This window comes from Ramlibacter tataouinensis, from assembly GCF_001580455.1.
Classification (GTDB): Bacteria; Pseudomonadota; Gammaproteobacteria; order Burkholderiales; family Burkholderiaceae_C; genus Ramlibacter; species Ramlibacter tataouinensis_B.
Window position 1 is genome coordinate 2,210,644 of sequence record NZ_CP010951.1, and the last position, 25,778, is coordinate 2,236,421.

Genomic DNA, 25,778 nt, shown 5'->3' on the forward strand with positions numbered 1-25,778 from the left:
CTTATTCTGTTGACGCCCGGGTGCCCCGGCCGATGCCGACGTAGGTGAACCCGGCCTGCTGCATGTCCTGCGGCTCGTAGAGATTGCGGCCGTCGAAGATCAGCGGCTCGCGCATGGCGGCCTTGATCAGTCCGAAGTTCGGGCTGCGGTAGGCCTTCCACTCGGTGACGATGACCAGGGCATCGGCGTCCTTCACCGCGTCCATCGGGTGCCGCACGAATTCAACGCGCTGGAGCAGGGCCGGCTCGGCGCGAAAGTCTTCCGCCAGCGCGGCGCGCGCCTGCTCCATGGCCACCGGGTCGTGGGCGCGGATCCGGGCGCCGGCGCGCGCCAGCGCCGCGATCACGCCTCGGCTGGGCGCTTCGCGCATGTCGTCGGTGTTGGGCTTGAAGGCCAGGCCCCACAGGGCAAAGGTGCGGCCCTCAAGCCGCTCGCCGTAGCGCTCGAACACCTTGCGCGCGATGACGGACTTTTGCTCGTCGTTGACCGACTCGACCGCTTCCAGCACGCGCAGCTTCTGGCCGTGGCTGCGCGCGGTGTGGGCCAGTGCCTGCACGTCCTTGGGAAAGCAGCTGCCGCCGTAGCCGGTGCCCGCGTACAGGAAGCTGTAGCCGATGCGCGGATCCGAGCCGATGCCCTGGCGCACCGATTCGATGTCGGCGCCGACCCGGTCGGCCAGGTTGGCCAGCTCGTTCATGAAGCTGATGCGCGTGGCGAGCATCGCGTTGGCGGCGTACTTGGTGAATTCCGCGCTCTTGACGTCCATCACGCGGGTGCGCTCGTGGTGCCGGTTGAAGGGCGCGTACAGGCGCCGCATCAGCGCCAGTGCGCGCTGGCCTTCGGGGGTGTCGTCCGCGCCGAGCACGATCCGGTCGGGCCGCATGAAGTCGGCGATGGCCGCGCCTTCCTTGAGGAACTCCGGGTTGCTGACGACGGCGAAGGACGCGGTGACGCCGCGCTGGGCGATCTCCTCGCGCAGGATGCCGGCCACTTGCTCGCCGGTGCCGATCGGCACCGTGGACTTGTTGACCACGACCTTGAAGTCGGTCATGTGGCGGCCGATGTTGCGTGCGGCCTGCAGCACCTGCGACAGGTCGGCGCTGCCGTCCGCCGCGGCGGGGGTGCCCACGGCGATGAACTGGATCTCGCCGAATGCCACGCCGGCGGCCACGTCGGTGGTGAAGGCGAGCCGGCCGGCGGCCACGTTGTCCTGGATCAGTTCCTTGAGCCCGGGCTCGTAGATCGGCACTTCGCCGCGCTCGAGCAAGGCGATCTTGGCGGGATCGACGTCCACGCACAGGACGCGGTTGCCCAGGTCGGCCAGGCAGGTGCCGGTCACCAATCCCACATAGCCCGTGCCTACGACCGTGATTTGCATGCTTGTCTTCTTATTGAGGCCTTCGGCGCCACGCCGGCGATTGTAGTTGGCGGGTCAGACCCCCAATCGCCTGGCGCGCGCCGGGTCTCGCCGCGCGCCAGCCACCCATTGCGGGGCAATGCGCGAAAATTCGGGTTGAAAGCGACCCCAAAATGCTCTACCCGGAAGAATTCGATGTCATCGTCGTCGGTGGCGGCCATGCCGGCACCGAGGCTGCGCTCGCGTCCGCCCGCATGGGCTGCACGACGCTGCTGCTCACGCACAACATCGAGACCCTGGGGCAGATGAGCTGCAACCCGTCGATCGGCGGCATCGGCAAGGGGCACCTGGTCAAGGAGGTCGACGCCCTAGGCGGGGCGATGGCCATCGCCACCGACGAGGCGGGCATCCAGTTCCGCATCCTCAACAGCTCCAAGGGGCCGGCGGTGCGGGCGACCCGGGCCCAGGCCGACCGCATTCTCTACAAGGCGGCGATCCGGCGACGGCTGGAAAACCAGCCCCACCTGACGCTGTTCCAGCAGGCGGTCGACGACCTCATGGTCGAAGGTGACCGGGTGGTGGGAGCTGTCACGCAAGTGGGTATTCGCTTTCGGGCGCGGGCGGTGGTGCTGACGGCCGGCACCTTCCTTGACGGCCGCATCCATGTTGGGCTGAACAATTACCAGGCCGGCCGGGCGGGGGATCCGCCGGCGGTGTCGCTGTCGGCGCGATTGAAGGAACTGAAGCTGCCGCAGGGCCGCCTGAAGACCGGCACGCCGCCGCGGCTCGACGGCCGCACCATCGACTTCTCCATGTGCGAAGAGCAGCCGGGCGATCTGGATCCGGTGCCGGTGTTCAGCTTCATGGGCCGCGCCGCCATGCACCCGCAGCAGATGCCGTGCTGGATCACCCACACCAACGAGCGCACCCACGAGATCATCCGCTCCGGCTTCGACCGCAGCCCGATGTTCACCGGCAAGATCGAAGGGGTGGGGCCGCGCTACTGCCCGAGCGTGGAAGACAAGATCAACCGCTTCGCCGGCAAGGAAAGTCACCAGATCTTCCTCGAGCCCGAGGGGTTGACCACCAACGAGTTCTACCCGAACGGCATTTCGACCAGCTTGCCCTTCGACGTGCAGTACGGGCTGGTGCGGTCCATCCCGGGCTTGGAGAACGCCCACATCCTGCGGCCGGGCTATGCGATCGAGTACGACTACTTCGACCCGCGCGGGCTCAAGAGCAGCTTCGAGACCCGCGCGATCGCCGGGCTGTTCTTTGCCGGCCAGATCAACGGCACCACCGGCTACGAGGAGGCCGCCGCGCAAGGCCTGTTCGCCGGGCTCAATGCGGCGCGGTTCTGCCAGGGGAGCGAGGCCTGGGTACCCGGCCGCGAGGAGGCCTACCTGGGCGTGCTGGTCGACGACCTGATCACCAAGGGCGTGACCGAGCCCTACCGCATGTTCACCAGCCGCGCCGAATACCGGCTGCAGCTTCGCGAGGACAACGCCGACCTGCGGCTGACCGAAACCGGCCGCCACTTGGGCCTGGTGGACGATGCCCGCTGGGAGGCCTTCAGCCGCAAGCGCGAGGCGATCGAGCGGGAGCTGCAGCGGCTGCGCTCGGTCTGGGTCAATCCCCGCATCGTGCCGGCGGAGGAGGCCGAGCGGGTGCTCGGCAAGCAGATGGAGCACGAGCACAGCCTGGCCGACCTGCTGCGCCGCCCGGACGTGAGCTACGACAGCCTGATGTCCCTGATGGGCGGGGTGCATGCCACTGCCGAGGTTTCACGTGAAACATTGGGCGAGTTGCTGGCGCCGGTGGTCGAGCAGATCGAGATCGCCTCCAAGTACGCCGGCTACATCGCCCGCCAAAAGGACGAGATCGAGCGGGCCGCCCAGTACGAGCACCTGAAGCTTCCCGCCGAGCTGGACTACATGCAGGTGGCGGCGCTGTCGATCGAGGTGCGCCAGAAGCTGAGCAAGCACCGGCCGGAAACGCTGGGCATGGCCTCCCGCATTTCGGGTGTTACGCCGGCGGCCATCTCGCTGCTGCTGGTCCACCTCAAGCGCGGCAAGTTCAAGGGATTTGCCGAGCCGGCCAACCAGTCCGGCAAAGCGGCGGCCTGATGGACGCCGGGCTGGAGCCGGGGCTGCGGGACGGCCTGCGCCAACTCGGGCTTGCGCTCAGCGATGCGCAGGTCGCCCAACTGGTCGGCTACGCCGGCCTGATCCAGAAGTGGAGCCGGGTCTACAACCTGACCGCCGTCCGCGAGCCCGGCGAAATCCTCAGCCACCACCTGCTGGACTGCCTGACACTGATCGGCCCGTTGCGCCGCCATACGGCAGGGCGAGCCCTCAAGTTGCTGGACGTGGGGTCCGGCGCCGGCTTGCCGGGCGTCGTGATCGCCATCGTCTGTCCCGAGATCGAAGTGGATTGCGTGGATACCGTGGCCAAGAAGGCGGCTTTCATCCAGCAGGCGGCGGTCGCCCTGAAGCTGGCGAATCTGCGCGGGCTGCACAGCCGGGTGGAGCAGCTGGACGGCCAGTACGAGCTGGTGACCTCCCGCGCCTTCGCCTCGCTGGCGGACTTCGTGGCGCTCTCGGCCGCCGCGCTGGCGGAGCAGGGGGTCTGGCTGGCGATGAAGGGCAAGTACCCGGCCGAGGAGGTCGCCGCGCTGCCGCCCAAGGTGGAAATGTTTCACGTGGAACAGCTTGAGGTGCCGGGATTGGCCGCTCAACGCTGCCTCCTGTGGCTCAGGCCGTCGGCGCTCACGTAAACTCGGCCATAGTCATCCCGGGGGGTTTTCATGTTCGGCGTAGCGGACTACGGCGCATTCGTTGCCGCCATCATCCTGTTTCTGGCCCTGCCCGGTCCCGGGAACCTGGCCCTCATCACCTCCACCAGCAAAGGCGGGATCCGCGCCGGGCTGGCCGCCACTTTCGGTGTCATCGCCGGCGACCAGGTCTTGATGTGGGCGGCGGTGGCCGGCGTCGCCGCGCTGCTGCTGGCCTACCCGGCGGCTTTCCATGCGGTGCAGTGGCTGGGCGCCGCCTACCTGGCTTGGCTGGGGCTGAAGATGCTCCTGGCCAAGGCCGGGGCCAAGCCGATACTCAATATCCAGCCGCGCGACTATTTCCGCCAAGCCGCCCTGATCACGCTGCTCAACCCCAAGGCCATCGTCTTCTACATGGCCTTCTTCCCGCTGTTCGTCGATCCGGCGCGCCACCAGGGCTTTCTCACTTTCGGCGCCATGGCCGCGACCATTGCCGTGCTCACCTTCCTGTATGGCCTGGCCGTGGTGCTGCTGACGCATCACCTGGCAGAGCGCATGCGGACCAATCCGCTCATCGGCCGCATCCTGGAAAAGGTGGCCGGGGTGTTCCTGCTCGGCTTCGGTATCAAGCTCGCGCTCAGCAAATAAAAATGGCCAAGATTTTCTGCATCGCCAACCAAAAAGGTGGGGTTGGCAAGACCACCACCACCGTCAATCTCGCTGCCGGGCTGGCCAAGGTCGGCCAGCGGGTGCTGATGGTGGACCTGGATCCCCAGGGCAACGCCACCATGGGCTCGGGCGTGGACAAGCGCGAGCTGGCGCTCAGCGTGTATGACGTGCTGCTGGAGTCGGCCACGGTGGCCGAGGCCCGCGTGCGCAGCGACAAGTGCGGTTTCGACGTGCTGGGCGCCAACCGCGAGCTCGCCGGCGCCGAGGTCGAACTGGTCGAAGTGGAGCGGCGCGACCGCCGGCTCAAGGGCGCGCTGGAGGCCGTGGCCGACGACTACGACTTCATCCTGATCGACTGCCCGCCCTCGCTGTCCATGCTCACGCTCAATGGCCTGTGTTCGGCGCACGGCGTCGTCGTGCCCATGCAGTGCGAGTACTTCGCGCTGGAGGGCCTGACCGACCTGGTCAACACCATCAAGCAGGTCCACGCCAACATGAACAAGGACCTGCAGATCATCGGCCTGCTGCGCGTGATGTTCGACCCGCGCATCACGCTGCAGCAGCAGGTGAGCGACCAGCTGAAGGCGCACTTCGCCGAGAAGGTGTTCGACACCGTGATCCCGCGCAACGTGCGGCTGGCCGAAGCCCCGAGCTACGGCCTGCCGGGCGTGGTGTTCGACCCCAACGCCCGCGGCAGCCAGGCCTTCGTGGACTTCGCGCGCGAGATGGTGGAGCGCATCAAGAAGATGTGATGAGCCGCCAGCCCTGTAGAGGTAAGGCTTGTTAGCTACAAAATCAATAGCATGAAACCATCCAACGTGCTGATCCTGCCGGGCTGGGAAAGCAGTGGCGCGGGCCACTGGCAGACCCTGTGGGAGCAGCGCCATGGCTATGTGCGGGTCGAGCAGCACGACTGGATGAAGCCGCGGCGCGGTGACTGGCTGGCGCGGCTGGAGGACATGGTGCTGGCGCGCGACGAGCCGGCCGTGCTGGTGGCCCACAGCCTGGGATGCATGCTGGCGGCGGCGTGGTCGGCGCACTCGCGCAACACGCATCGGGTCAAGGGCGCGCTGCTGGTGGCGCCCGGCGACGTCGAGCGGCCCGAGATCCGCGAGCAGCTGCCCAGCTGGTCGCCAATCGAGCTGGGCGCGCTGGCCTTCCCCAGCGTGCTGGTGGCCAGCCGCAACGATCCGTACTGCGCCTTCGAGCGCGCCCGGCTGTTCGCCCAGGCCTGGGGCTCGCAGCTGATCGACTATGGCGACGGCGGCCACATCAACGCCGAATCGGGCCTGGCGAGCTGGCCGGAGGGCCATGTGCTGCTGCAGGACCTCATGAAAGATTGAGACAGGACACTAGCATGGTCACGAAGAAACCGAAGGGACTGGGCCGCGGGCTGGAGGCCCTGCTCGGTCCCACCGCCGCGCCGCCGGCCAGCGAAGAGGCCGGCGCGAGCAATCCGGGGCTGCCCGCGTCCCTGCTGCTGGCCGACATGGTGCCCGGGCAGTACCAGCCGCGCACGCGCATGGACGAAGGCGCGCTCTACGAGCTGGCCGAGTCGATCAAGGCGCAGGGCATCATGCAGCCGATCCTGGTGCGCAGGCTTGCCAGCGGCTTGCACGCCGGCAAGTACGAGATCATCGCCGGCGAGCGGCGCTTCCGCGCCGCCAAGCTCGCCGGGCTGGACAGCGTGCCGGTGCTGGTGCGCGACGTGCCCGACGAGTCGGCCGCCGCCATGGCGCTGATCGAGAACATCCAGCGCGAGGACCTCAACCCGCTGGAAGAGGCCCAGGGCCTGCAGCGCCTGACCAAGGAGTTCGGCCTGACGCACGAGCAGGCGGCGCAGGCGGTGGGCCGCTCGCGCAGCGCGGCCAGCAACCTGCTGCGCCTGCTCAACCTGCCCGACGTCGTGCAGGGCATGCTGATGGCGGGCGACATCGACATGGGCCATGCGCGGGCGCTGCTGGCGCTCGAACGCGCGTCGCAGGTCACGGCGGCGCACCAGATCTCGGCCAAGAAGCTGTCGGTGCGCGAGGCGGAATCGCTGGTCAAGAGGCTGGGCGCCGAGTTCAACCTGACTTCGCCCAAGCCCAAAGCCGAGAAGTCACGCGACCTGCGCCGCGTCGAGGAAGAGCTGTCGGACCTGCTCACCGCCGAAGTCGAGGTGCGTGTCAAGAAACGCGCCAAACGCAACGGGCGTATCGAGGAGATGGGCGAGATCGCCATTCAATTCAGTTCGCTCGAGGAGTTGAACGGGTTGATCGACCGGCTGCGCGCTTAGGGCCGCGAAGGCGCTGCCCGGGTTTCGCGGCGAGCTTGAACAGCGGCCAAGGCTGGCCCTACACTCGCTCCAACATCACTGGAGGGGGTCCCATGCTTGTTTCGATCCGGGTTCGTGCCACCGCGCTGACCCTCGCCTGCTGCGCTTTCGGCATCGCCCAGGCGCAAAACGTCAAGCCGCCCAAGGCGCAACTGTGGATGGACGTGTCCACCGGCACCATGGCAGGCATGCCCGAGATGGACAGCATGCCCGGCGCCGGCATGTTGGCGGGCATGATGGGCGGCGGTCGCGGCGCGGGCAATACCAGCTACGGTATGGCGCGCGGCATGAACATCATGCCCTCGCGCGTGCTGGACATCGCGCTGCACAACCGGCTCAAGCCCGGCGTCGAGGCCAGCCAGACCATTCCGGCGGGCATGCGCATGGGCGACAGCCTGCCGCTGGTTCCCCCGAAAGCCGAAGTGCGCGAGCCCGAGCCCGGTGAGATGCCGCGCGAGCACCAGATGGAAAGGCCCAAGGGCCGGATCCTGATCTACTGGGGCTGCGGCGAAGCCGTGCGCAGCGGCCAACCCAAGATCATCGACCTGAGCGGCAACCCGGCCGACTGGGGTACGGCCTTTGCCGGGCGCTACACGCCGGACCGCGGCGCCAAGGTGGGGCCAGCCTATGCGCTCTACCCGAACGAGAAGAACCGGGTGGCCTTGAGCCGTGACAGTTCGTTGGTCGGATCGCACCAGGTCGTGGGCGACGGCGTTCCCGCGTCGATGAAGTTCACGCTGGGACCCGCACAGGACATCATGCCCGCCATCGACCTGCAGACCAGCGGCAGCCTGAAGGACAGCATCGTCGCGAGCTGGGGCAACGTGGCCAATGCCCGCGCCTACTACCTGCACGCGATGGGCATGCTGGGCAACAACGACATGGTGATGTGGTCCAGTTCCGAAACCGGCGATACCAGCATGGGCCTGTTCGACTACCTGTCCAATGCCACCATCGAACGCTGGCTGAAGGAGCGGGTGCTGCTGCAGCCCGACACGACACGCTGCGCGATCCCCAAGGGCATCTTCACCACCGCCGACGGCAAGTCCGGCGAGGGTGGCATGCTGCGCATGATGGCGTATGGCGGCGAGAGCAATTTCGCCCATCCGCCGCGTCCCGCCGACCCCAAGGCCGTGTGGGAACCGGATTGGGCCGTGCGCGTGCGCGTGAAGTCGCAGACCATGGCGATGCTGGGCGCTGAAAGCAGCGGTCGCGGGCCTTCGGCCAGCCGCCCGAATCCGCAACCGGGACCCGCCCCGGAACAGGAACAGGGGTCCTCGGGATCGCTCATTCCGCTGCCCAATCCTGCGGGTGTGCTCAAGGGCCTCTTTGGCCGGTGAGCGCGCAGCGCGGCAACAAAAAAGCCCGGCGAGCCCGGGCTTTTTCTTGCGTGCGACGCGATCAGATCGAAAAGATCTTCCCCGGATTCATGATGTTCTTCGGATCGAGCGCGCGCTTGATCGACCGCATCATGTCCACCGCGCCGGCGCCGGTCTCGGTGACCAGGAAATCCATCTTGTGCAGGCCGACGCCGTGCTCGCCGGTGCAGGTGCCGCCCAGGGCGAGCGCGCGCGCCACCAGCTTGTGGTTCAGTCCCTCGGCCAGTTCGCGTTCCTTCGGGTCGTTGGGATCGAGCAGGTAGCCGAAGTGGAAGTTGCCGTCGCCCACATGGCCGACCAGGAAGTAGGGCAGGCCGCTGTCGTCGGCTTCCTCGACCGAATCGAGCAGGCAGTCGGCCAGGCGCGAGATCGGCACGCAGGTGTCGGTGGAGATCGCGCGGCAGCCGGGCCGCGACTGGATCGCCGCGAAGTAGGCGTTGTGCCGCGCGGTCCACAGCCGCGTGCGCTCCTCCGGCGTGGTGGCCCATTCGAAGGCCTCGCCGCCGTGCTCGCCGGCGATCTCCTGCACGGTCTCGGCCTGTTCCTTGACGCCGGCCGGCGAGCCGTGGAACTCCATCAACAGCATGGGCTGCTCGCGCAGCGCCAGCTTGCTGTGCGCGTTCACCATGCGCACCGTGTTGCTGTCGATCAATTCGACGCGGGCGATCGGCACACCAAGCTGGATGACCTGGATCACCGTGCGCACGGCGGCCTCGATGCTGGGGAAGGAGCAGATCGCCGCCGACACCGCCTCGGGCAGCGGGTACAGGCGCAGCGTCACTTCGGTGATCACGCCCAGCGTGCCCTCGCTGCCGACCAACAGGCGCGTGAGGTCGTAGCCGGCGGCGGACTTCTTGGCGCGGGTGCCGGTGCGAATCACCTCGCCACTGGCGGTGACGACTTCCAGCGCCAGCACGTTCTCGCGCATGGTGCCGTAGCGCACGGCGTTGGTACCGCTGGCGCGGGTGGCGCTCATGCCGCCGACGGTCGCGTCGGCGCCCGGGTCGATCGGGAAGAACAGGCCCGTGCTCTTGACCTCTTCGTTCAGCTGCTTGCGCGTGACACCCGGCTGCGCGGTCACCGTGAGGTCATCGGCGTCGACCGACAGCACCTTGTTCATGCGGCTGACGTCGATGCTGATGCCGCCCTGCACCGCCAGCAGATGGCCTTCCAGCGAAGTGCCCACGCCGAACGGGATCACCGGTGTGCCGTGTTGCGCCGCCAGCTTCACGGCGTCGGCAACGTCCTGCGTCGATTCGGCGAACACCACTGCTGCCGGCGGCGGCACCTGGAACGAGGACTCGTCGCGGCCGTGCTGCTCGCGGATCGCCATGGCCGTCGAGCATTGGGCCCCGAAGCGCCGCGCCAGCGCATCGAGCAAGGCGGCGGGTACCTCGCGCTGGTGGACTTCGGGCACAAGGTGGTTGAACTCGGTGGGCGCGTTCATGTTGCCTCCTGGAATCGTCCAGTGTAAGGCCTCCCGCGCAGCCAGGCGGGCTACCGTCCAGCACCGGACGTGGCCCCGCATTCGTTCGCTGAGAGCAGGCCGGCAGCGCGAGCGCGTAGCCTGCGGTGAGACCTCAGGTCATCGTGTCGCGTCTTCGTATTCGAAGCGCGTGATGATGCCGTCGTGGTTGCGGTCCATTTCCTCGAAGCTGTAGGGCGCGATGGTCAGTCGCTGCGCTTCGGCGCGTGTCAGCTCGCCGTCCCGGTTGCCGTCGGCCTGGATGAAAGAGCGCGCGACGTCGACCACGGAGTACGGATAGCCGCTGCCGGCCGACAGCCGCGGCGACGCCGGCGCGCCCACGGCGTAGCCGCCCGCGGCATAGGCGCCGCCCGGGGCCACCCCGCCATAGCCCGGTCCGCCGATCGGCCGGAAGCGACCGGGCGCGGTGGGCTGCGGCGTGCCCGGCGGGGGCAAGCCGGCCGGGAATGCCGACTGCAGGCCGGTGGGGTTCGGGCCGGCGAAGGCCTGGACCTGCGCGTTCGTCGGCGGTGGCGGAGCCGGCGTGACGCCGATCTGCAGCGGGCTCTTCGGCGTGGGAGCAGGCAGGTGCGCCGGACCCGCGGCACCGGCATGACCCGCCGCCAAGGCAAGCAAGGCGGCGCACAGGCAGATCACATGGACGCGTGGCTTCATGCGCCAGATGCTCGCGCGCGGCACACCGGAGGGGGGTCTGCAAATGCAAAACTTGTTGTGGCAGGGGTGAACGGCTGCAGCGCACAATCCAAGGATCAGGAGAGATCACCATGGGCAAGCGCCTCACGCAAATCGCCACCCGCACCGGCGACGATGGAACCACCGGCCTGGGGGACAACACCCGGGTGTCCAAGGACAGCCTGCGTGTGCACGCCATGGGCGATGTGGACGAGCTGAATTCGCACATCGGCCTGCTGCTCTGCGAGCAGTTGCCGGCGGACGTGCGCGAGCTGCTGGTGGATGTGCAGCACCAGCTCTTCAATCTCGGCGGTGAGCTGTCGATTCCCGGCTTCGAGCTGCTCAAGGCCGATGCGGTGCTGGCCCTGGATGCGGCGCTCGAACGCTACAACGCGCAGCTGCCCAGGCTGCAGGAGTTCATCCTGCCGGCCGGCAAGCGTGCCGCGGCGCAGGCCCATGTCTGCCGCACCGTGGCGCGGCGCGCCGAGCGCGCGGTGGTGGCGTTGGGCGCGGCCGAGACCCTGCGTGAGACGCCGCGCCAATACCTCAACCGTTTGAGCGACCTCCTGTTCGTGCTGGCCCGCGTGCTCAACCGCATGGACGGCGGCGACGACGTCTACTGGAAGAGCGAGCGGCTGGCCCGCTCGGCCGACTAGACCACTTTGCCGGCGGCCTGGGCCTGCGGCTCGCGATTCAGCAGCGCATACAGCAGGATGGCGCCGAAGGTGGCGGTGCCGATGCCGCCGAGCGCGAAGCCGCCGAACTTCAACGTGAAGTCGCCGGTGCCCAGCACCAGCGTGATGGCGGCGACGATCAGGTTGCGGTTCTGCGAGAAGTCCACCCGGTTGTCGACCCAGATCTTGGCGCCCGCCGCGGCGATCAGCCCGAACACCACGATGGACACGCCGCCCATCACCGGCAGCGGGATGGCCTGGATCACGGCGCCGAACTTCGGCGAGAAGCCCAGCACCACCGCGACCAGCGCGGCGAACACGAAGACCGCGGTGGAATAGATCTTGGTGGCCGCCATCACGCCGATGTTCTCGGCGTAGGTGGTGACGCCGGTGCCGCCGACGCCGCCGCTGATCACCGTGGCCACGCCGTCACCGATGAAGGCACGCCCCATGTACTGGTCGAGGTTGCGCCCGGTCATCGCCGTCACGGCCTTGATGTGGCCCAGGTTCTCGGCCACCAGGATCACCGCCACCGGCGCGATCAGCAGCATCGCGCCGGCATCGAACACCGGCGCGGCGAAGGAGGGCGCGCCGATCCAGGCGGCGTTGGCGATGCCCGAGAAGTCGATCGGCTTGCCTAGCCCCAGGCCGTTGGCGAGCACGGCGTAGATGACGCTGGCGATCAGCAGGCCCACCAGGATCAGCAGGCGCTGCAGCATGCCGCGGGTGAATACCGCCACCAGCCCCACGCTGGTGAAGGTGACCGCCTGCATCCACGAGTCGAAGTTGCTCGCGGCCATGTTTTTCACCGGGATGCTCGCCAGGTTCAGGCCGATCACCGCCACCACGGCGCCGGTGACCACCGGCGGCATCAGCCGCTCGATCCAGCCGGTGCCGACGGCGTGCACGATCGCGCCGATGATCGCGTACAGCACGCCGCAGGCGATGATGCCGCCCAGCGCGACGCCGATGTTGGCGTTCGGGCCCTTGCCCGCGTAGGCGGTGGCCGCGATCACCACGCCGATGAAGGCGAAGCTCGAGCCCAGGTAGCTGGGCACCTTGCCGCCGGTGATCAGGAAGAACACCAGGGTGCCGATGCCGCTCATGAGGATGGCGATGTTCGGATCGAACCCCATGAGGATGGGCGCGAGCACGGTGGCGCCGAACATCGCGATCACGTGCTGCACGCCCATCGCGGCGGTCTGCGGCCACGGCAGCCGCTCGTCCGGCGCGATCACGCCGCCTTGCTGCAGCACGTCCGCGGGCTTCTCCTGCCATTGGAACAGTCCCATCTCTCGCTCCTTTGTTGTTGGAAGGTGGAGCGATGCTAGGGGCTGCCCCGGGCGCGCGCAAGCGGCACGCCCGGGGGAGGGGGGAGGGGCCCCTCAGCTCACGCGAGAAAGATCGCCACCCGCCCGAGCACCTGGGCGTCCTTCAGGATCTTCCGGTGCCCCAGGCCCTCGGTGGCCAGCAACTGGGCGCCGCGCACCGCATGCGCGTAGGCCTGACCGTCGGCGAAACGGTTGATGCTGTCCTGGCGGTCGTGCACCACCAGCGTCGGCATGTGGATGCGCGGGCCGACGGCGTCCGGCTCGAACTGCGGCATCAGCAGGCCCTCGCGCGCCTCGATGCGGCGCTGCATCGCCGCGCGCGTCGCCTCGGTCAGCCCGAACACATGGGCGAACAGCCGCGTGTATTCCGGCGGCGAGGCCGGCGGCGCCAGCAGCACCAGCCGGTCGACCGGCAGGCCGCGGCTGGCGACCAGGGCGCCGGCGCTGGCGCCCAGCGAGTGCCCGACCAGCGCGCGCAGCTGGAAGCCCTGCTGCCGCAGGCGCGCGGCCACATAGTCGATGGCGCGGGTGAACTGCGGCAGCGTGCTGGTCGCGCCGGCGCTGCGGCCGTGCGCCGGCATCTCCACCAGCACCGGCCGCAGGCCCTGCGCGGCCAGCGTCTCGGCCAGGGGCAGCAGCTGGCCGGCATGGCCGCCCCAGCCGTGCACCAGCAGCACGACCGGGCCGTGCGGTGCCGCGGCCGGTGAATAGAGGGTGAGGCTGGCGTCCTCGAACGGCCAGCGTTCAATCCGCCACTGCGCATCCCAGCGTTTGCGCCGATGCATCCATTTCGGCGGCAGCGGCGTGAGGAACAGCCGGCAGGCGGCGCGCACGGCCAGCGCGGGCCAGACGCGCTGCGACGCCGTGATCGCCAGGCGGAACAGGCGCACGGCGGGACTGGCCTGGTAGAACTCGGAGGTGGCCTGGACAGCGGTGCGGGTCATCTCAACTCCCGGTTCAAAAAAACACCATGTCGTCGTTGCGGTGCGGCAGCGCGCGCCACGACGCGACGGCGGCGATGGCGCCGCGCACCAGCCCGTACAGGGCCGCGATCAGGACAAGGGTCAGCATGGCAGGATCCTTTCTTCGCACGACTGTGCGAAATATGGCCGGGTGAAATGAGCGAGGGACTGCATGTCTCCGTCTTCTAGGTCTTGTAGGTGGCGAGCAGGCGCTGCAGGGTCGCCTGCGTGCGCTCGAAGGCGCGGCCGTCGCGCATGAAGCGCACGTCGTGAATCATGCCCAGCATCAGCGAATACAACTCGCTGGCCAGCTGGTCGGGGTCGGTGTCGGGCTTGAGGTGGCGCGCATCCATCGCCTGCAGGATGGTGCGCCGCAGCGCCGCGCGCCAGCGGACCACCTCGCCGTGCAAGTGGTCGCGCAGCGGCCCCTCGCGGTCGTCGAGTTCGAAGGCGCCGGCCGAGAAGATGCAGCCGGTCTCTGCCTCGTCATCGCGGGTGCGCAGCAACCAGCGCTGCATGATCGCCTCCAGCCGCGGCAGCCCCTTGGGCTGCTGCATGGCCGGGACGAACACGTCGGCGATGAAGCGCCGGCTGAACTCGTCGATGACCGCCTTCTGCAGGGCCTCGCGCGAGCCCACCCGCGAGAAGACACCGCTCTTGGACAGCCCGATGCGGTCGGCCACTTCTTGCAGGCTGATCGCTTCCAGCCCGTCCGAAGCCGCGAGGTCCAGCGCCGCGCCGACGATGGCAGCGCGGGTGAGCTCGCTCTTCTGGGTCTTGGCATCCATGCGGCACATAATAGCACGCACGTGCGAAATAGCAAGACTGCGCCGGCCTTGGGGTCATGGCGCTCGTGCATCCCAAAGATCAGGCTTGGCAGGATTTGCGCCGTCCGGCGAGCCGCGCTGCATCAGTGACCGTGCGTAAAGCCGGCTACATGTCCGAACGCCGGCCAGGGAAACAAAGTCTAAACAGGCCTCGAGAGTTCAATGAGGGGACGTATGGGTTCACACAAGTGGACCTCGCGGCTCATCCCCGCGATGCTGCTGCTGGTGGGCGGCGGCGCCACCGCGCAAAGCTACAGGGTGGTCGACGTTGCCACGTTGGCGCAAGGCAACGCGGCGGTTGTCCGCGGACCCAACTTGAAGAACGAAGGTGTGGGAGGCGGCACGCTGGCGGGCACCGGCAGCAGCGCGGGCGGCCAGCGAAAAGGACTGCTGTTGGCCGCCGGGGCGGTGCGGCAGATTTCCGGGCTGGGCAACACCGACGACACGATCGTCTACGGGCAGAACGATGGCGGCGCTCTTGTGGGCAGCTCCAATACCGAATCAGCCCTTCGGGCGTTCGCCGGTACCCAGGCCGGGGCGGTCAGGGAACTGCCACCCCTCAGCGGCGACACCTCGAGCGCGGCCTATGGGGTCGACAAACAGGGCCAGGCCGTTGGCTTCTCCAGCGGGGCGGGCGGCCAGCGCGCCGTGGTGTGGGATGCCAGCGGCACGCCAAGCGCATTGCCCGGGGTACCGAATGTCTCAGGCACTCGCGCGATCGACATCAACGAGCGCGGCGATGTCGTGGGAAGCGCGAGCACTGCGGCAGGGCAACGGCCCATCTTGTGGCCCAAGGGCCAGCCGCCCACCGAGTTGCCACTGCTGGCGGGCGACGCCACCGGTGAAGCCAGCGCGATCAATGCGCGCGGTGATGTGGCCGGCTATTCGGCCAACGCGTCCGGCACGCGCCGCGCGACGGTGTGGCGTTCGAATGCCGCGGCCGTCGATCTCGGCACGCTGGCGGGCGGTGATTTCAGCCAGGCCTTCGGCATCAATGGCTCCGGGGACATCGTGGGTACCTCCAACAGCCGGGCCGTGCTGTGGCCGGGCAGCGGTGGCATCCAGGACCTGAACAGCCTCATCCCGCCATCGGCATTCAGGCTGACCAAGGCAGTCGGCATTAACAACAACGGCACGATCATCGCGACCGGGCACGACATCCCCGCCGGGCATGGAGCGGAACACGCGCACGAGGATGAGCATGATCTCCCCGTGCGGGTGTTCCTGCTCATTCGTTCGGGAGGCGGCCCGTGAACTCGCGCCATTGCCTCGTGGCCGCCCTGCCAGGCCTGCTGGTCGCAACCTGTTTCATGTCGCCGGGCGCCGCGAACGCACAGCCCAGCGTCACGGGCCAATGGACCAGACTGCAGAATCTTCCCGAGTCCGCCGTCCACAATGTCGTGCTGCCCAACGGCAGGGTCCTGATCTTCGGCCGCGACAGGGTCGAGCGGATTTGGGACCCGATCACCCAGGCGATCACCATCCCGCCCCATGCCGGCTACGACCTGTTCTGTGCAGGGCACACGCTCTTGCACGATGGACGGGTGCTCATCGCCGGCGGCCATATCGCGGACTTCGTCGGGCTGGCGAAGACCAGCATCTACAACCCGGCCACCAACAGCTGGACCGCGGTGCCCGACATGAATGCCGGTCGCTGGTACCCGACCTTGACCACTCTGCCAAACGGCGACGTGCTGGTGGTCTCCGGACAGATCGATACATCCATTGGCGTGAACCCGCTTCCGCAGGTGTACCAGGCGGCGACGAACACCTGGCGCAACCTGACTGGCGCGCAGCTGAACCAGGGGCTGTACCCCATGATGTTCCTCGCGCCGAACGGCAGGGTGATCGACGTCGGCCCGACCAACGTCACCCGCTGGCTGGACACGGCCGGCGCTGGCACATGGTCCTTGGTGGCCTTCCGCAATTTCGGCTGGCGCGACTACGGCACCGCCGCCATGTACGCGGACGGCAAGATCCTGGTGACGGGGGGAGCTTCCGATCCGCCGACGGCCACGGCGGAGGTCATCGACCTGAACGCGGCGTCGCCGTCGTGGCGTTCGGTGGCGCCCATGAGCATTCGCCGACGCCACCTGAACAGCACGCTCTTGCCCGATGGCACGGTGCTGGTGACCGGCGGCACATCCGGCTTCGGGCACAACGACGCGACATCACCCGTCTTCGCGGCGGAATTGTGGAACCCTGCCACCGAGACCTGGACCACGCTGGCCAGCGCATCGGTGCCACGGCTCTACCACTCTTCGGCCATGCTCCTGCCCGACGGCCGAGTGGTGACGAATGGTGGCGAGAGGACCAGCAGCGATCGCATGGCGGAGGTCGAAGTGTTCTCGCCGCCGTACCTGTTCAAGGGCGCACGCCCGACGATGAGTGGCGTGCCGGCGTCCATCGGCTGGGGCCAGCAATTCACGGTGCAGAGCCCGGATGCGGCCAGCATCGCCAAGGTGACGCTGATCCGGCTGGGGTCTCCCACCCACGCGTTCGACATGAACCAGCGCTTGAACGTGCTGCCGTTCACGCGTGGGGCGGGCACGGTGAGCGTCACCACCCCGGCCAATGCCAATCTGGCGCCGCCCGGGCACTACATGCTGTTCATCGTCAACGGCAGCGGCGTGCCGTCCGTCGGCAGCATTGTGCGGATCAGCGGCACGGCGCCACCGCCGCCACCACCTCCGCCGCCGCCGCCTGCTCCGCCACCGGGGCCTGGCACCGGCTGTGGGCCCGAATGGAATCCAAGCACGCGCTATGTGGGCGGCGAGAGGGTGACCAGGCTGGGCAAGACCTACATTGCCAGGGTGGTGAGTGACTCGGTGTGGAATGTGGGCTCGCCGCCGGAATGGACCCCTGCTTACTGGGACCCCGCGACTTGCACGACGCCCGCGCCGGCACCGGCACCTGCCCCTGCCCCTGCACCTGCACCTGCACCTGCACCTGCACCTGCACCTGCACCTGCACCGGGGCAGGCCTGTGTGCCCTATCCCAACTGGGACCCGAACAGGCGCTATGTGGGCGGCGAACGGGTGACGAGGCTGGGCAACTACTACATTGCCAGGGCGGTGGGTGCCTCGGTGTGGAACGTGGGCTCACCGCCGGAGTGGACACCCAGCTACTGGGACGTCACGACCTGCCCGCCGACCGGGCCGGCACCGGCACCGGCACCGGCACCAGCGCCAGCACCAGCACCAGCACCAGCACCAGCACCAGCACCGGGGCAGGCCTGTGTGCCTTATCCCAACTGGGACGCGAACCTGCGCTATGTGGGCGGCGAGAAAGTAACGAGGCTGGGCAACTACTACGTTGCGAAGGTGGTGGGGGCGTCGGTGTGGAATGTGAATTCGGCGCCCGAGTGGACCCCCAGCTACTGGGGACCCACGACCTGCCCTTGAGCGCGGGGAAGAAGTGCGACCAAGGCCCGCCCGGCCCGGGCACGTCCCGCGCTGCCCGAGTGCGCGTCCGTCAACCCGCGCAGTCCCGTTCACATCGCCGCTGGGCGTGACTTAAGCTTGGGGCATGGGCGCCCCTTACGTTCCACAGCTCAGGCTCTACCAACATTGGCTGCGCGAGCAGCGCGGCCTCGCGTTCGCTTCGTACGACGAGCTGTGGCGCTGGTCGACCTCGGACCTGTCCGCCTTCTGGCAATCGGTGTGGGACTATTTCGAGCTGCACTCGCCGACCCCCGCGCAGTCGGTACTGGCCGAGGAGAAGATGCCGGACACACGCTGGTTCGAGGGCGCAAGCTTCAACTACGTCCACCAGCTGCTGCGGCACGTGGACGCCGCGGATGCGGCGGGCCTGCCGGCCGTCGTGGCGCGCAACGAAGCCGGCGAGCAGCGCGAGGTCGGCTGGCGCGAGCTTCGCGCGCAGGTCGCCGCGCTGGCGCTGCACCTGCGGGCGCAGGGCGTGCAGCCGGGTGATCGCGTGGCGGCCTACCTGCCGAACGTCCCGGAAACCGTGGTGGCCTTCCTGGCGACCGTCAGCATCGGCGGCGTGTGGAGCCTGTGCGCCCCCGACATGGGAACGAACGCGGTGCTCGACCGCTTCAAGCAGATCGAGCCCAAGGTGCTGATCGCCTGCGACGGCGTGCGCTACGCCGGCAAGGCGATCGACCGGGTCGAGGTGGTGGCGCAGTTGCGCGCCGGCCTGCCCAGCGTCACGCACCTGGTGTTGCTCGAGGCCCTGGGCGCCGATGCCGCGGCGCTCGCGCCCTGCGCCGACTTCACCCAGGCCGCCGCGCAACGAGGCGCCGAGGTCGACGCCTTCGAGCCGGTCTGGCTGCCGTTCGACCATCCGCTGTGGATCGTGTATTCCAGCGGCACCACCGGATTGCCCGAGCCCATCGTGCACGGCCACGGCGGCACGGTGCTGGTCGCGCTCGTGCTGACGGTGCTGCATGACGACATCGGCTGCAGCTACCAGGCGAACAGCTTCGGCGAGCGCTACCACTGGTACAGCTCCACCGGCTGGGTGATGTGGAACGCCCAGGTCGCGGGCCTGCTCAACGGCACCACGATCTGCATCTACGACGGCAGCCCGAGCGGCCCCAAGGACAAGCCGGACTGGGGCGTGCTGTGGCGCTTCGCCGCCGAGGTGGGCGCCACCTTCTTCGGCGCCGGCGCCGCGTTCTTCGCCAACTGCATGAAGGCGGGCCTGGAGTTGGCGGCCTGCGGTGACCTGCGGCGCGTGCGCGCGCTCGGCACCACCGGCTCGCCGCTCAGTGCCGACGTGCAGCACTGGGGCAGCGCCCAGTTCCGCGGCCTCGGCACCCCCGACATCTGGTGGTGCAACATCTCCGGCGGCACCGACTTCGCCGGCGCGTTCATCGGCGGCAACCGCGAGCTGCCGCAGTTGCCCGGCGAGATGCAATGCCGCCTGCTCGGTTGCGCGGTCGAAGCCTGGAACGAGGCGGGCCAGCCGGTGGTCGATGAAGTGGGCGAGCTGGTGTGCACCAAGCCGATCCCCTCGATGCCGCTGTTCTTCTGGGGCGACGAGGGCGGCCGGCGCTACCTCGGCAGCTATTTCGACACCTACCCCGGCGTCTGGCGCCACGGCGACTGGCTCAAGGTCACGCCGGCCGGCGGCTGCATCATCTATGGCCGCAGCGACGCCACCATCAACCGCCACGGCCTGCGCATGGGCACCAGCGAGCTGTATCGGGCGGTCGAGGCGCTGCCCGAGGTGCTGGACTCGATGGTGGTCGACCTCGAGTACCTGGGACGCCCCAGCTGGATGCCGCTGTTCGTGGTGCTGCGCGAGGGCCAGGCCCTGGACGCGGCGATGAAAGCGAAGATCAACGGCGCGATCCGCGACGCGCTCTCGCCGCGCTTCCTGCCCGACCAGGTCTATGCGGTCGCCCAGATTCCGCGCACCCTGTCCGGCAAGAAGCAGGAGCTGCCGATCAAGAAGCTGCTGCTCGGCCAGCCGATCGAAAAGGTGCTCAACCAGGACGCGATGGCCAATCCGGAATGCCTGGCCTGGTATGTCGAGCTGGCGCGCGAGCGCAGCGCCAGCTGACACTAGCGCGTGGTGGCGGGCCGGCGGTTCACCAGCACGATGCCCAGCGCCACGCCCGCCAGCGCCAGCACCAGTTGCGCCGTCAGCGGCTCGCGCAGCAGGGCGACGCCGAACACCAGCGCGAACACCGGCGTGAGGAAGGTGAACGAGGACATCTGCGTGGCCGGGTAGTGCCGCAGCAGCCACATCCAGGCCAGGTAGCTGGCGAAGGCGCCGATCACGGTCTGCACCGCCAGCGAGCTCCAGGCGTAGGCCGAATACTGCAGCGACCAGCTTTCGCCCAGCGCCAGCGACAGCAGCGGCGCCACCGCCGCGGTCACCGCCACCTGGTAGAACAGGGTCTTCTCGGCGCTCGCCGTGGCCATGGCGCTCGCGCGGATCACCAGGGTCGTCAGGCCCCACAGCACGCCCGCCGCCAGCGCCAGCGCGTCGCCGCGCAGGTGGCGCGCCGTGGCGCCGCCGGCGAAGCCCTCGCTGAAGGCGACGGCGACGGCGGCGAATGCGATCAGCAGCCCCGTCCACTGCACTGCGCGCAAGGTCTCCGAAGGCACCAGCCGCGGCAGCAGCGCCGCCACCACGAAGGGCGAGGTGTAGAGGAAGACCGTCAGGCGCGAGGCGGTGGTCTCGCGCAGCCCCAGGTAGATGCAGCTGAATTCGGCGGCGAACAGCAGGCCGGCCAGCAGGCCGGGGCCCAGGGTGCCGTCGCGCGCGAACAGCGGGACCCGGCGCGCCAGGCACCAGAGCCACAGCAACAGGGTGGCGCCGGCGAAGCGGATCGCCGCCTGCCATAGCGGCGGCACTTCACCGACGGTGGTCTTGATCAGGATTTGCTGGAAGCCCCAGAACAGGCAGCACGCCAGCAGCAGTGAGATCGCGAGTGAATCGAGGTGCGCCTTTCTTGCGGTCATCGAGCGATGTTAGCGACGGCGCCCGAAACGCGCTGTCGGCTAGGAGTCTCCCGGACTCAGAGCGGGTGCTCGGTGTAGTAGCGTCCGCCGTGGAACAGCAGCGGCGAGGCCCCGGCGCGCCAGCTGCAGCGCTCCACTTCGCCGACGAAGATCACGTGGTCGCCTTCCTCATAGCGGCTGCGGTTGAAGCACTCGAAGGTCGCGGCCGCGCCTTCGAGCAGCGGCGCGCCGCCGTTGCCTTCGATGAAGCTCACGCCGCTCCAGCGGTCGTTGCCGCGCGAGGCAAAGCGCTCCGCCAGCGCCTTCTGCTCGCGGGCCAGCACGTTGATCGCGTAGTGCGAGCCGGCACGGAACACCGCCAGCGACGCCGCCGCCTGCGCCAGGCTCCAGAGCACCAGCGGCGGCGCGAGCGACACCGAATTGAAGGAGTTGGCGGTCAGGCCGATCACCTGGCCGTCGGCGGCGCGCGCGGTCACGATGGTCACCCCGGTGGCGAACATGCCGAGGGCGGTGCGGAACTCCAGCGCCGAGAAGCCGGGCGGCGTGGCTTTGATGGGCGGGCTCATGGCCATGCGGGGCCTCAGGCGGCCTGCGGCGACCACTTGTCGCCGGGCGCGCCGAAGCCGTAGAAATGGAAAGCCATCTGCGGCTGGCGGCCGCTGATGAGTTCGGCGATGGCCTTGCCGGAACCGGCGCCGTGCGTCCAGCCCAGCGTGCCGTGCCCCGCGTTGACCCACAGCCGCGCGACCCGCGTGCGCCCGATGTAGGGGATGTTGGTGGGCGTGGCCGGGCGCAGGCCCGCCCAGTAGCGCGGGTTGCCGCCCTCGCTCTCGCCGCGGGTGTCGCAGACGCCCGGCAACACTTTCTCGACGCGGTCGGCCAGCATGCGGCAGCGCGCCTTCGCCAGCGGCGTGTCCAGCGACAGGTCATAGCCCGACAGCTCGATGGTGCCGGCCACCCGCAATTCGTCGCCCAGCCGGCTGATCGCGCACTTCACCTCGTCGTCGATGGTGCTGACGTAAGGCGCGAGTTCCGGCTTGAGCAGCCGGAACGTCGCGCTGTAGCCCTTGCCCGGATAGATCGGCAGGTCGACGCCCGCGCCGCGCAGCAGCCCGGCGCTGTGGGAGCCGGAAGCCACTACGACCGCCTCGGCCGACAGGCGCTGCACCTCGCCGCTGCGGCGGTCGCGCGTCTCCACCGCGGCCAGCTCGCCGCCGCGCTGGTCCAGGCGCAGCACATCGTGTTCGTAGAGAAACTGCACCCCGCGCGCCGCGCACAGCCGGGCGAGCTGCTCGGTGAACAGGCGCGCGTCGCCGCTCTCGTCGCTGGCGGTGTAGGTGCCGCCGACGATCGCGTGCGCGAAGGGCCGGAAGGCCGGCTCGATGGCGAGCAGCTCCTCGCGCGTCACGACCTTGCGCTCCACGCCGAACTTCTGCATGAGCTGCGCCGCGCGGGCGGCGTCCTCGAACGAGCGCGGATCGGTGAAGTAGTGCGCGATGCCGCGCTCCAGGCGCTGGTACTCGATGCCGGTCGCGCGCACGATGTCCTTCAGCGCCGCGTGGCTGTAGGCGCCCAGCGCCACCAGCTGCCGCACGTTGCGCTCGAACGCGGTGTCGTTGCACTGGGCCAGGAACTTCAGGCCCCAGCGCCACTGCCGCCAGTCCAGGCGCGGCCGGAACAGCAGCGGCGCGTCGCTGCGAAACATCCACTTGAGCAGCTTGGCCGGCGCATGCCGGTTGGCCCAGGGCTCGCAATAGCTCACCGAGATCTGCGCTGCATTGGCGAAGCTGGTTTCGCGCGCGGCATCGGGCTGGCGGTCCACGACAGTGACGTCATGGCCGCGCTCCTGCAAGTGCCAGGCGCTGCTGATGCCGATGATGCCGGCGCCGAGGACAAGAACTCTCATGCGACAGGTAGGAACGCCCCAGGCCTCGTGGGCAGGGGCGACATCACACTGTAAGGCAAAACGCGGCGCCGGCGGCGCGGGCGCGGAGCGCCGCCCGAGGATCAGTCGTTGCGCGCGAGCAGCGTCTCGCGCAGGGCCTGCGCCTTGGCCTCGTCGTACTTGCCTTCGGCCCGCGCCAGCACCTTGCCCTGGCGATCCAGCACCAGGATCGAGGCGCGCTCGGTGCCGGAGATGCCGGCCGCGCGCGCGAAGGCCTGGCGGTCGGTGAAGACCGGCACCAGCCGCGAACGCTCGGACTCCGACGGATGGCGTGCGAGCAGTTTGTTCTCGATCGCAGTGCGCGCGCTCTCGCTGCCCGGGTCGTTCACCACCGACATCCGGAACCACGGGATGCTGGTGTCCTGATCCAGGCGCAGGCCCTGGATCCAGCTGTCGATCTCGGCGCGCTGGTGGCGCGTGAAGGCGACAAGCGCAAGCGTGCGCTCCGCCGGGAGCTGGTGCGGCAGCACCACCTGCTGCTGGTCCAGCCGCTTGGCGAAGAGCGTCGGCAGCCGCCCCATCACGTTGGTTTCGCTGGGCGCTGCCAGTGCCAGGGCCAGGGCCACACTCACGGCGGCCAGCCATGACAGCGTCGGGGTCCAGATCGTTCTTCTCATCGTGGCCTCCACGCAGTGCAGTGTTCCACACGGGGTTCAGCTGCATCTCATCGCTTGTGTAAAGACCACAAGGCAAGGTGTAGATGAAAGTAACCCGTACCGGGTGTGCTGCACGCAAGATGCGCGCCTTCGGTCAGCGATGAGGCGCGCCCAAGTCCAGTACGAGGTGGGGGCGAAAGCCGTCCTGCTCGCCCTTGGCGGCATACCCCAGCGTGTTGGCGACCACCCGGCACCCGGCTTCGATGTAGTTCTGCTGGCAGTGCAGATGGCCGTGCAGCCACCATTGCGCCTGGGCCAGGAACGCCGGCAGCGCATTGCAGAAGCCGGCCGTGCCGGGCGTCAGCCCATAACGGGGATCGGCGCTGCGCAGGCTCGGTGCAAAGTGCGTCACCACCACGGTGCAGCCGTCGAACGGTGCCACCAGCGCCTCGCGCAGCCAGTCCTGACACAGCAGGGCCTGTTCGCGCCAACCTTCGGCCAGCCAGGCTTCCCCCCGGCGCGTGGTGCCGGCCTTGCGCAGGTAGTAGTTGGCGGCCCGGAAGGCTTTCTCGCGCTTTCGCAGCAACTGCGCCGGGCTCTGGGCCGCCCGGTCCTCGGCCGTCGCCAGCGCATCGAAGTCGGTCCATAGCGTGGTGCCGATGAAGCGCACGCCGTCGAGCATCAGCGTCTCGCGCTCCAGCCAGATCATCCCCAGGCGCTCGCAGGTTTCGCGCAAGCGCGCATGCGCTTCGTCGAAATCGAAGCAGTCGTACTCGTGGTTGCCCGGCACGAACAGTACCGGCGTGGGCCAGCCGTGGCGCGGGGAAAAGCGCGCCAGGCCAAAGTCGTCGCCGCTCAGCCGGCTGCCGCCCTGGTAGGAGCCGATGTCCCCGGCCAGCACCAGCAGCTCGGCGCCGGGCGCCGGCGTAGGCCGCACGTCCGGCTGGACTTCGAGGTGCAGGTCGGACAGCAGCTGGATCTTCACGGCGCCTATTGTGCGAGGCGCCGCGGCAGAGCTCGCGGGGTGCCGATGTGGGCTGCGCAAGCCCTCATGCCGCAACGGCATCGGGCCGAGCCCGGTCGTGGCTTGCATTCCTAGGGAAAACCCTTATGCTTAAGTCATCCTGGACTAGCGCCAGACTTCCCCGAGAAAAACCTATGTACGCCCTGTTTGCCCAGATCTTCCGGCTGATGGCTCCCACGCGGGGTCGCCTCGGCCATGCCGCGATTCCCCGACTGCTGCTGGAGCGGGCCGAAGCCCGGGCCGGCAACAACCCGCGCCAGGCGGCCGAGCTGCGGGGGGCCGCGCTGGCCTACCTGCGCGTCGTGCGCTGACGCGTTTCAGGCGAAAGCCTTCCTGGAGGCGGCGGCCACGGCCAGCCGCAGCCAGGCGTGGTCGCTGCGCTGGCCCTGCCGCCGGTGCCACAGCGAATCCACGTGCACCGGCGGGACCTCGAACGGCAGTTCGCGCAGCATCAGCTGGTCGGCGATGCCAGTGACGTTGATGAAGTGGCTGGGCAGGACCGTCAGCAGGTCCGAGTTGGCGACCACCCGTCCCGCCGTGAAGAACTGATTCACCGTCAGCACCACGCGCCGCTTCTTGCCGAGCGAGGCCAGCGCCTCGTCCACCAGGCCGAATGGCCGCCCCGAGAAGCTCACCAGCAGGTGATGCGCCTTGCAGTAGCGCTCCACCGTGAGCGGCCCCCGGGCCAGCGGGTGGCCCTTGCGCATCACGCAGACATAACGGCCGTCGTACAGCCGCTCGTGAGCGAAGGGCGCCAGCCCGGCCTGCTGCTCCTGGGCGGTGAGGTCGGCCAGCACCGCAGGAAAAAACCCCGCCGCCAGATCCACCTGGCCCTCGTCGAGCAGGCGCCGCGGATCGCGGGTGGTGAGCGGCAACACGCGCACCGATACGCCGGGTGCGTCGCGCTCGATGATCTCGACCAGGCCCGGCATCAGCTCCGCGGCGGTCGCATCCGCCATCGCCAACACGAAGCTGGTGACGGCCTGCGAGGCCACGAACTGACCCGGCGTGAGCGAGGTCTCCAGCTGACGCAGCGCATCGGCGACCGCCGGCCACAGCGCCAGCGCGCGCGGGGTCGGCTCCACGCCGTAGCCGCTACGCACCACCAGCTTGTCGCCCAGGGTCTCGCGCAGGCGGTTGAGCGCGTTGCTGACCGCCGGCTGGGTCATGGCCAGGTTGCGCGCCGCCCGCGTCAGGTTGCGCTCGGCCATCACCTGGTCGAACACGCGCAGGAGGTTCAGGTCGAGGGTGCGGAAGTTGAGCACTTTCATCATTGCCATGAATGATATGCATCACCAATCTAAATTGGAAATATATCAGTGCAAACCC

General features: G+C 68.8%; 24 protein-coding genes. 12 read left to right on the top strand and 12 right to left on the bottom strand.

The genetic code is table 11. The annotated features are described in order from the left end of the window. Position 1: 1 nt before the first annotated feature. The gene (locus tag UC35_RS10685; RefSeq protein ID WP_061499126.1) at positions 2-1,378 is read right to left on the bottom strand and encodes a UDP-glucose dehydrogenase family protein; all 1,377 of its coding nucleotides are present in this window, start codon (positions 1,376-1,378) and stop codon (positions 2-4) included. 152 nt (positions 1,379-1,530) lie between these two features. Here UC35_RS10685 and mnmG point away from each other — a divergent pair, with 152 nt between their 5' ends. The 7 genes from mnmG (at position 1,531) to UC35_RS10720 (ending at position 8,456) form a co-directional block, all read left to right on the top strand. After that, complete coding sequence (gene mnmG / locus UC35_RS10690; RefSeq protein WP_061499129.1) at positions 1,531-3,483, top strand: tRNA uridine-5-carboxymethylaminomethyl(34) synthesis enzyme MnmG; 1,953 nt, start codon at positions 1,531-1,533, stop codon at positions 3,481-3,483. Continuing rightward, the gene (gene rsmG / locus UC35_RS10695) at positions 3,483-4,133 is read left to right on the top strand and encodes a 16S rRNA (guanine(527)-N(7))-methyltransferase RsmG (protein WP_061499132.1); all 651 of its coding nucleotides are present in this window, start codon (positions 3,483-3,485) and stop codon (positions 4,131-4,133) included. The genes mnmG and rsmG overlap by 1 nt, the downstream gene beginning before the upstream one ends. A gap of 30 nt (positions 4,134-4,163) precedes the next feature. After that, a complete protein-coding gene (locus tag UC35_RS10700) occupies positions 4,164-4,778 on the top strand; it encodes a LysE family transporter (protein ID WP_061499134.1) in 615 nt (204 codons plus the stop codon). Between the two features lie 2 nt (positions 4,779-4,780). Further along, positions 4,781-5,551: a ParA family protein gene (locus UC35_RS10705; RefSeq protein WP_061499137.1), complete on the top strand. Its 771-nt coding sequence runs from the start codon at positions 4,781-4,783 to the stop codon at positions 5,549-5,551. 51 nt (positions 5,552-5,602) lie between these two features. After that, entirely contained in the window at positions 5,603-6,142 is a 540-nt protein-coding gene (locus UC35_RS10710) for an RBBP9/YdeN family alpha/beta hydrolase (protein ID WP_061499140.1), read from the top strand. A 14-nt stretch (positions 6,143-6,156) separates the two neighbouring features. Then, on the top strand, positions 6,157-7,077 hold the full coding sequence (locus UC35_RS10715; protein ID WP_061499143.1) for a ParB/RepB/Spo0J family partition protein: 921 nt from the start codon (positions 6,157-6,159) through the stop codon (positions 7,075-7,077). 92 nt (positions 7,078-7,169) lie between these two features. Further along, positions 7,170-8,456, top strand: a complete 1,287-nt coding sequence (locus UC35_RS10720; protein WP_061499147.1) for a hypothetical protein — start codon at positions 7,170-7,172, stop codon at positions 8,454-8,456. Between the two features lie 61 nt (positions 8,457-8,517). Here the strand turns inward: UC35_RS10720 and UC35_RS10725 are convergent, their stop codons facing one another. Continuing rightward, positions 8,518-9,942 (bottom strand): FAD-binding oxidoreductase, encoded by a 1,425-nt coding sequence (locus tag UC35_RS10725; RefSeq protein WP_061499150.1) that lies wholly within the window; start codon positions 9,940-9,942, stop codon positions 8,518-8,520. 138 nt (positions 9,943-10,080) lie between these two features. Then, positions 10,081-10,635 carry an EF-hand domain-containing protein gene (locus UC35_RS10730; RefSeq protein ID WP_061499153.1) on the bottom strand — a complete coding sequence of 185 codons (555 nt, stop codon included), beginning with the start codon at positions 10,633-10,635 and terminating at the stop codon, positions 10,081-10,083. Positions 10,636-10,745: 110 nt separating this feature from the next. Between UC35_RS10730 and UC35_RS10735 the strand changes: the two genes are divergently transcribed. Continuing rightward, positions 10,746-11,309 (top strand): cob(I)yrinic acid a,c-diamide adenosyltransferase, encoded by a 564-nt coding sequence (locus tag UC35_RS10735; protein WP_061499156.1) that lies wholly within the window; start codon positions 10,746-10,748, stop codon positions 11,307-11,309. On the opposite strand, the gene UC35_RS10740 is transcribed toward UC35_RS10735, so the two are convergent. The 3 genes from UC35_RS10740 to UC35_RS10750 form a co-directional block, all read right to left on the bottom strand. Further along, positions 11,306-12,619 (bottom strand): solute carrier family 23 protein, encoded by a 1,314-nt coding sequence (locus UC35_RS10740; RefSeq protein ID WP_061499158.1) that lies wholly within the window; start codon positions 12,617-12,619, stop codon positions 11,306-11,308. The two genes, UC35_RS10735 and UC35_RS10740, sit on opposite strands and share 4 nt — an antisense overlap. Before the next feature lie 98 nt (positions 12,620-12,717). Continuing rightward, a complete protein-coding gene (locus tag UC35_RS10745) occupies positions 12,718-13,602 on the bottom strand; it encodes an alpha/beta hydrolase (RefSeq protein WP_061499161.1) in 885 nt (294 codons plus the stop codon). 203 nt (positions 13,603-13,805) lie between these two features. Further along, positions 13,806-14,408 (bottom strand): TetR/AcrR family transcriptional regulator, encoded by a 603-nt coding sequence (locus UC35_RS10750; protein WP_061499164.1) that lies wholly within the window; start codon positions 14,406-14,408, stop codon positions 13,806-13,808. 213 nt (positions 14,409-14,621) lie between these two features. Between UC35_RS10750 and UC35_RS10755 the strand changes: the two genes are divergently transcribed. The 3 genes from UC35_RS10755 (at position 14,622) to UC35_RS10765 (ending at position 19,976) form a co-directional block, all read left to right on the top strand. Continuing rightward, positions 14,622-15,701: an HAF repeat-containing protein gene (locus UC35_RS10755; RefSeq protein ID WP_061499167.1), complete on the top strand. Its 1,080-nt coding sequence runs from the start codon at positions 14,622-14,624 to the stop codon at positions 15,699-15,701. Next, entirely contained in the window at positions 15,698-17,851 is a 2,154-nt protein-coding gene (locus UC35_RS10760; protein WP_061499171.1) for a galactose oxidase-like domain-containing protein, read from the top strand. The genes UC35_RS10755 and UC35_RS10760 overlap by 4 nt, the downstream gene beginning before the upstream one ends. Before the next feature lie 124 nt (positions 17,852-17,975). After that, positions 17,976-19,976, top strand: a complete 2,001-nt coding sequence (locus tag UC35_RS10765) for an acetoacetate--CoA ligase (RefSeq protein ID WP_061499174.1) — start codon at positions 17,976-17,978, stop codon at positions 19,974-19,976. 2 nt (positions 19,977-19,978) lie between these two features. On the opposite strand, the gene UC35_RS10770 is transcribed toward UC35_RS10765, so the two are convergent. The 5 genes from UC35_RS10770 to UC35_RS10790 all read right to left on the bottom strand — a co-directional run bounded on the left by UC35_RS10770 (position 19,979) and on the right by UC35_RS10790 (position 24,410). Continuing rightward, positions 19,979-20,884, bottom strand: coding sequence for a DMT family transporter (locus UC35_RS10770; protein WP_061499177.1), 906 nt, complete (start codon positions 20,882-20,884; stop codon positions 19,979-19,981). Positions 20,885-20,940: 56 nt separating this feature from the next. Continuing rightward, the gene (locus tag UC35_RS10775) at positions 20,941-21,450 is read right to left on the bottom strand and encodes a flavin reductase family protein (RefSeq protein ID WP_061503787.1); all 510 of its coding nucleotides are present in this window, start codon (positions 21,448-21,450) and stop codon (positions 20,941-20,943) included. Between the two features lie 14 nt (positions 21,451-21,464). Beyond that, positions 21,465-22,790 (bottom strand): D-amino acid dehydrogenase, encoded by a 1,326-nt coding sequence (locus tag UC35_RS10780; RefSeq protein WP_061499180.1) that lies wholly within the window; start codon positions 22,788-22,790, stop codon positions 21,465-21,467. Between the two features lie 101 nt (positions 22,791-22,891). Continuing rightward, positions 22,892-23,446 (bottom strand): hypothetical protein, encoded by a 555-nt coding sequence (locus UC35_RS10785; protein ID WP_061503788.1) that lies wholly within the window; start codon positions 23,444-23,446, stop codon positions 22,892-22,894. A 133-nt stretch (positions 23,447-23,579) separates the two neighbouring features. Further along, the gene (locus UC35_RS10790) at positions 23,580-24,410 is read right to left on the bottom strand and encodes a metallophosphoesterase (protein WP_061499183.1); all 831 of its coding nucleotides are present in this window, start codon (positions 24,408-24,410) and stop codon (positions 23,580-23,582) included. A 173-nt stretch (positions 24,411-24,583) separates the two neighbouring features. Here UC35_RS10790 and UC35_RS23910 point away from each other — a divergent pair, with 173 nt between their 5' ends. Continuing rightward, positions 24,584-24,760 carry a hypothetical protein gene (locus UC35_RS23910; protein ID WP_158513884.1) on the top strand — a complete coding sequence of 59 codons (177 nt, stop codon included), beginning with the start codon at positions 24,584-24,586 and terminating at the stop codon, positions 24,758-24,760. A gap of 6 nt (positions 24,761-24,766) precedes the next feature. Here UC35_RS23910 and UC35_RS10795 read toward each other — a convergent pair whose 3' ends face one another. Then, a complete protein-coding gene (locus tag UC35_RS10795; protein WP_061503789.1) occupies positions 24,767-25,720 on the bottom strand; it encodes a LysR family transcriptional regulator in 954 nt (317 codons plus the stop codon). Positions 25,721-25,778 lie beyond the last annotated feature (58 nt).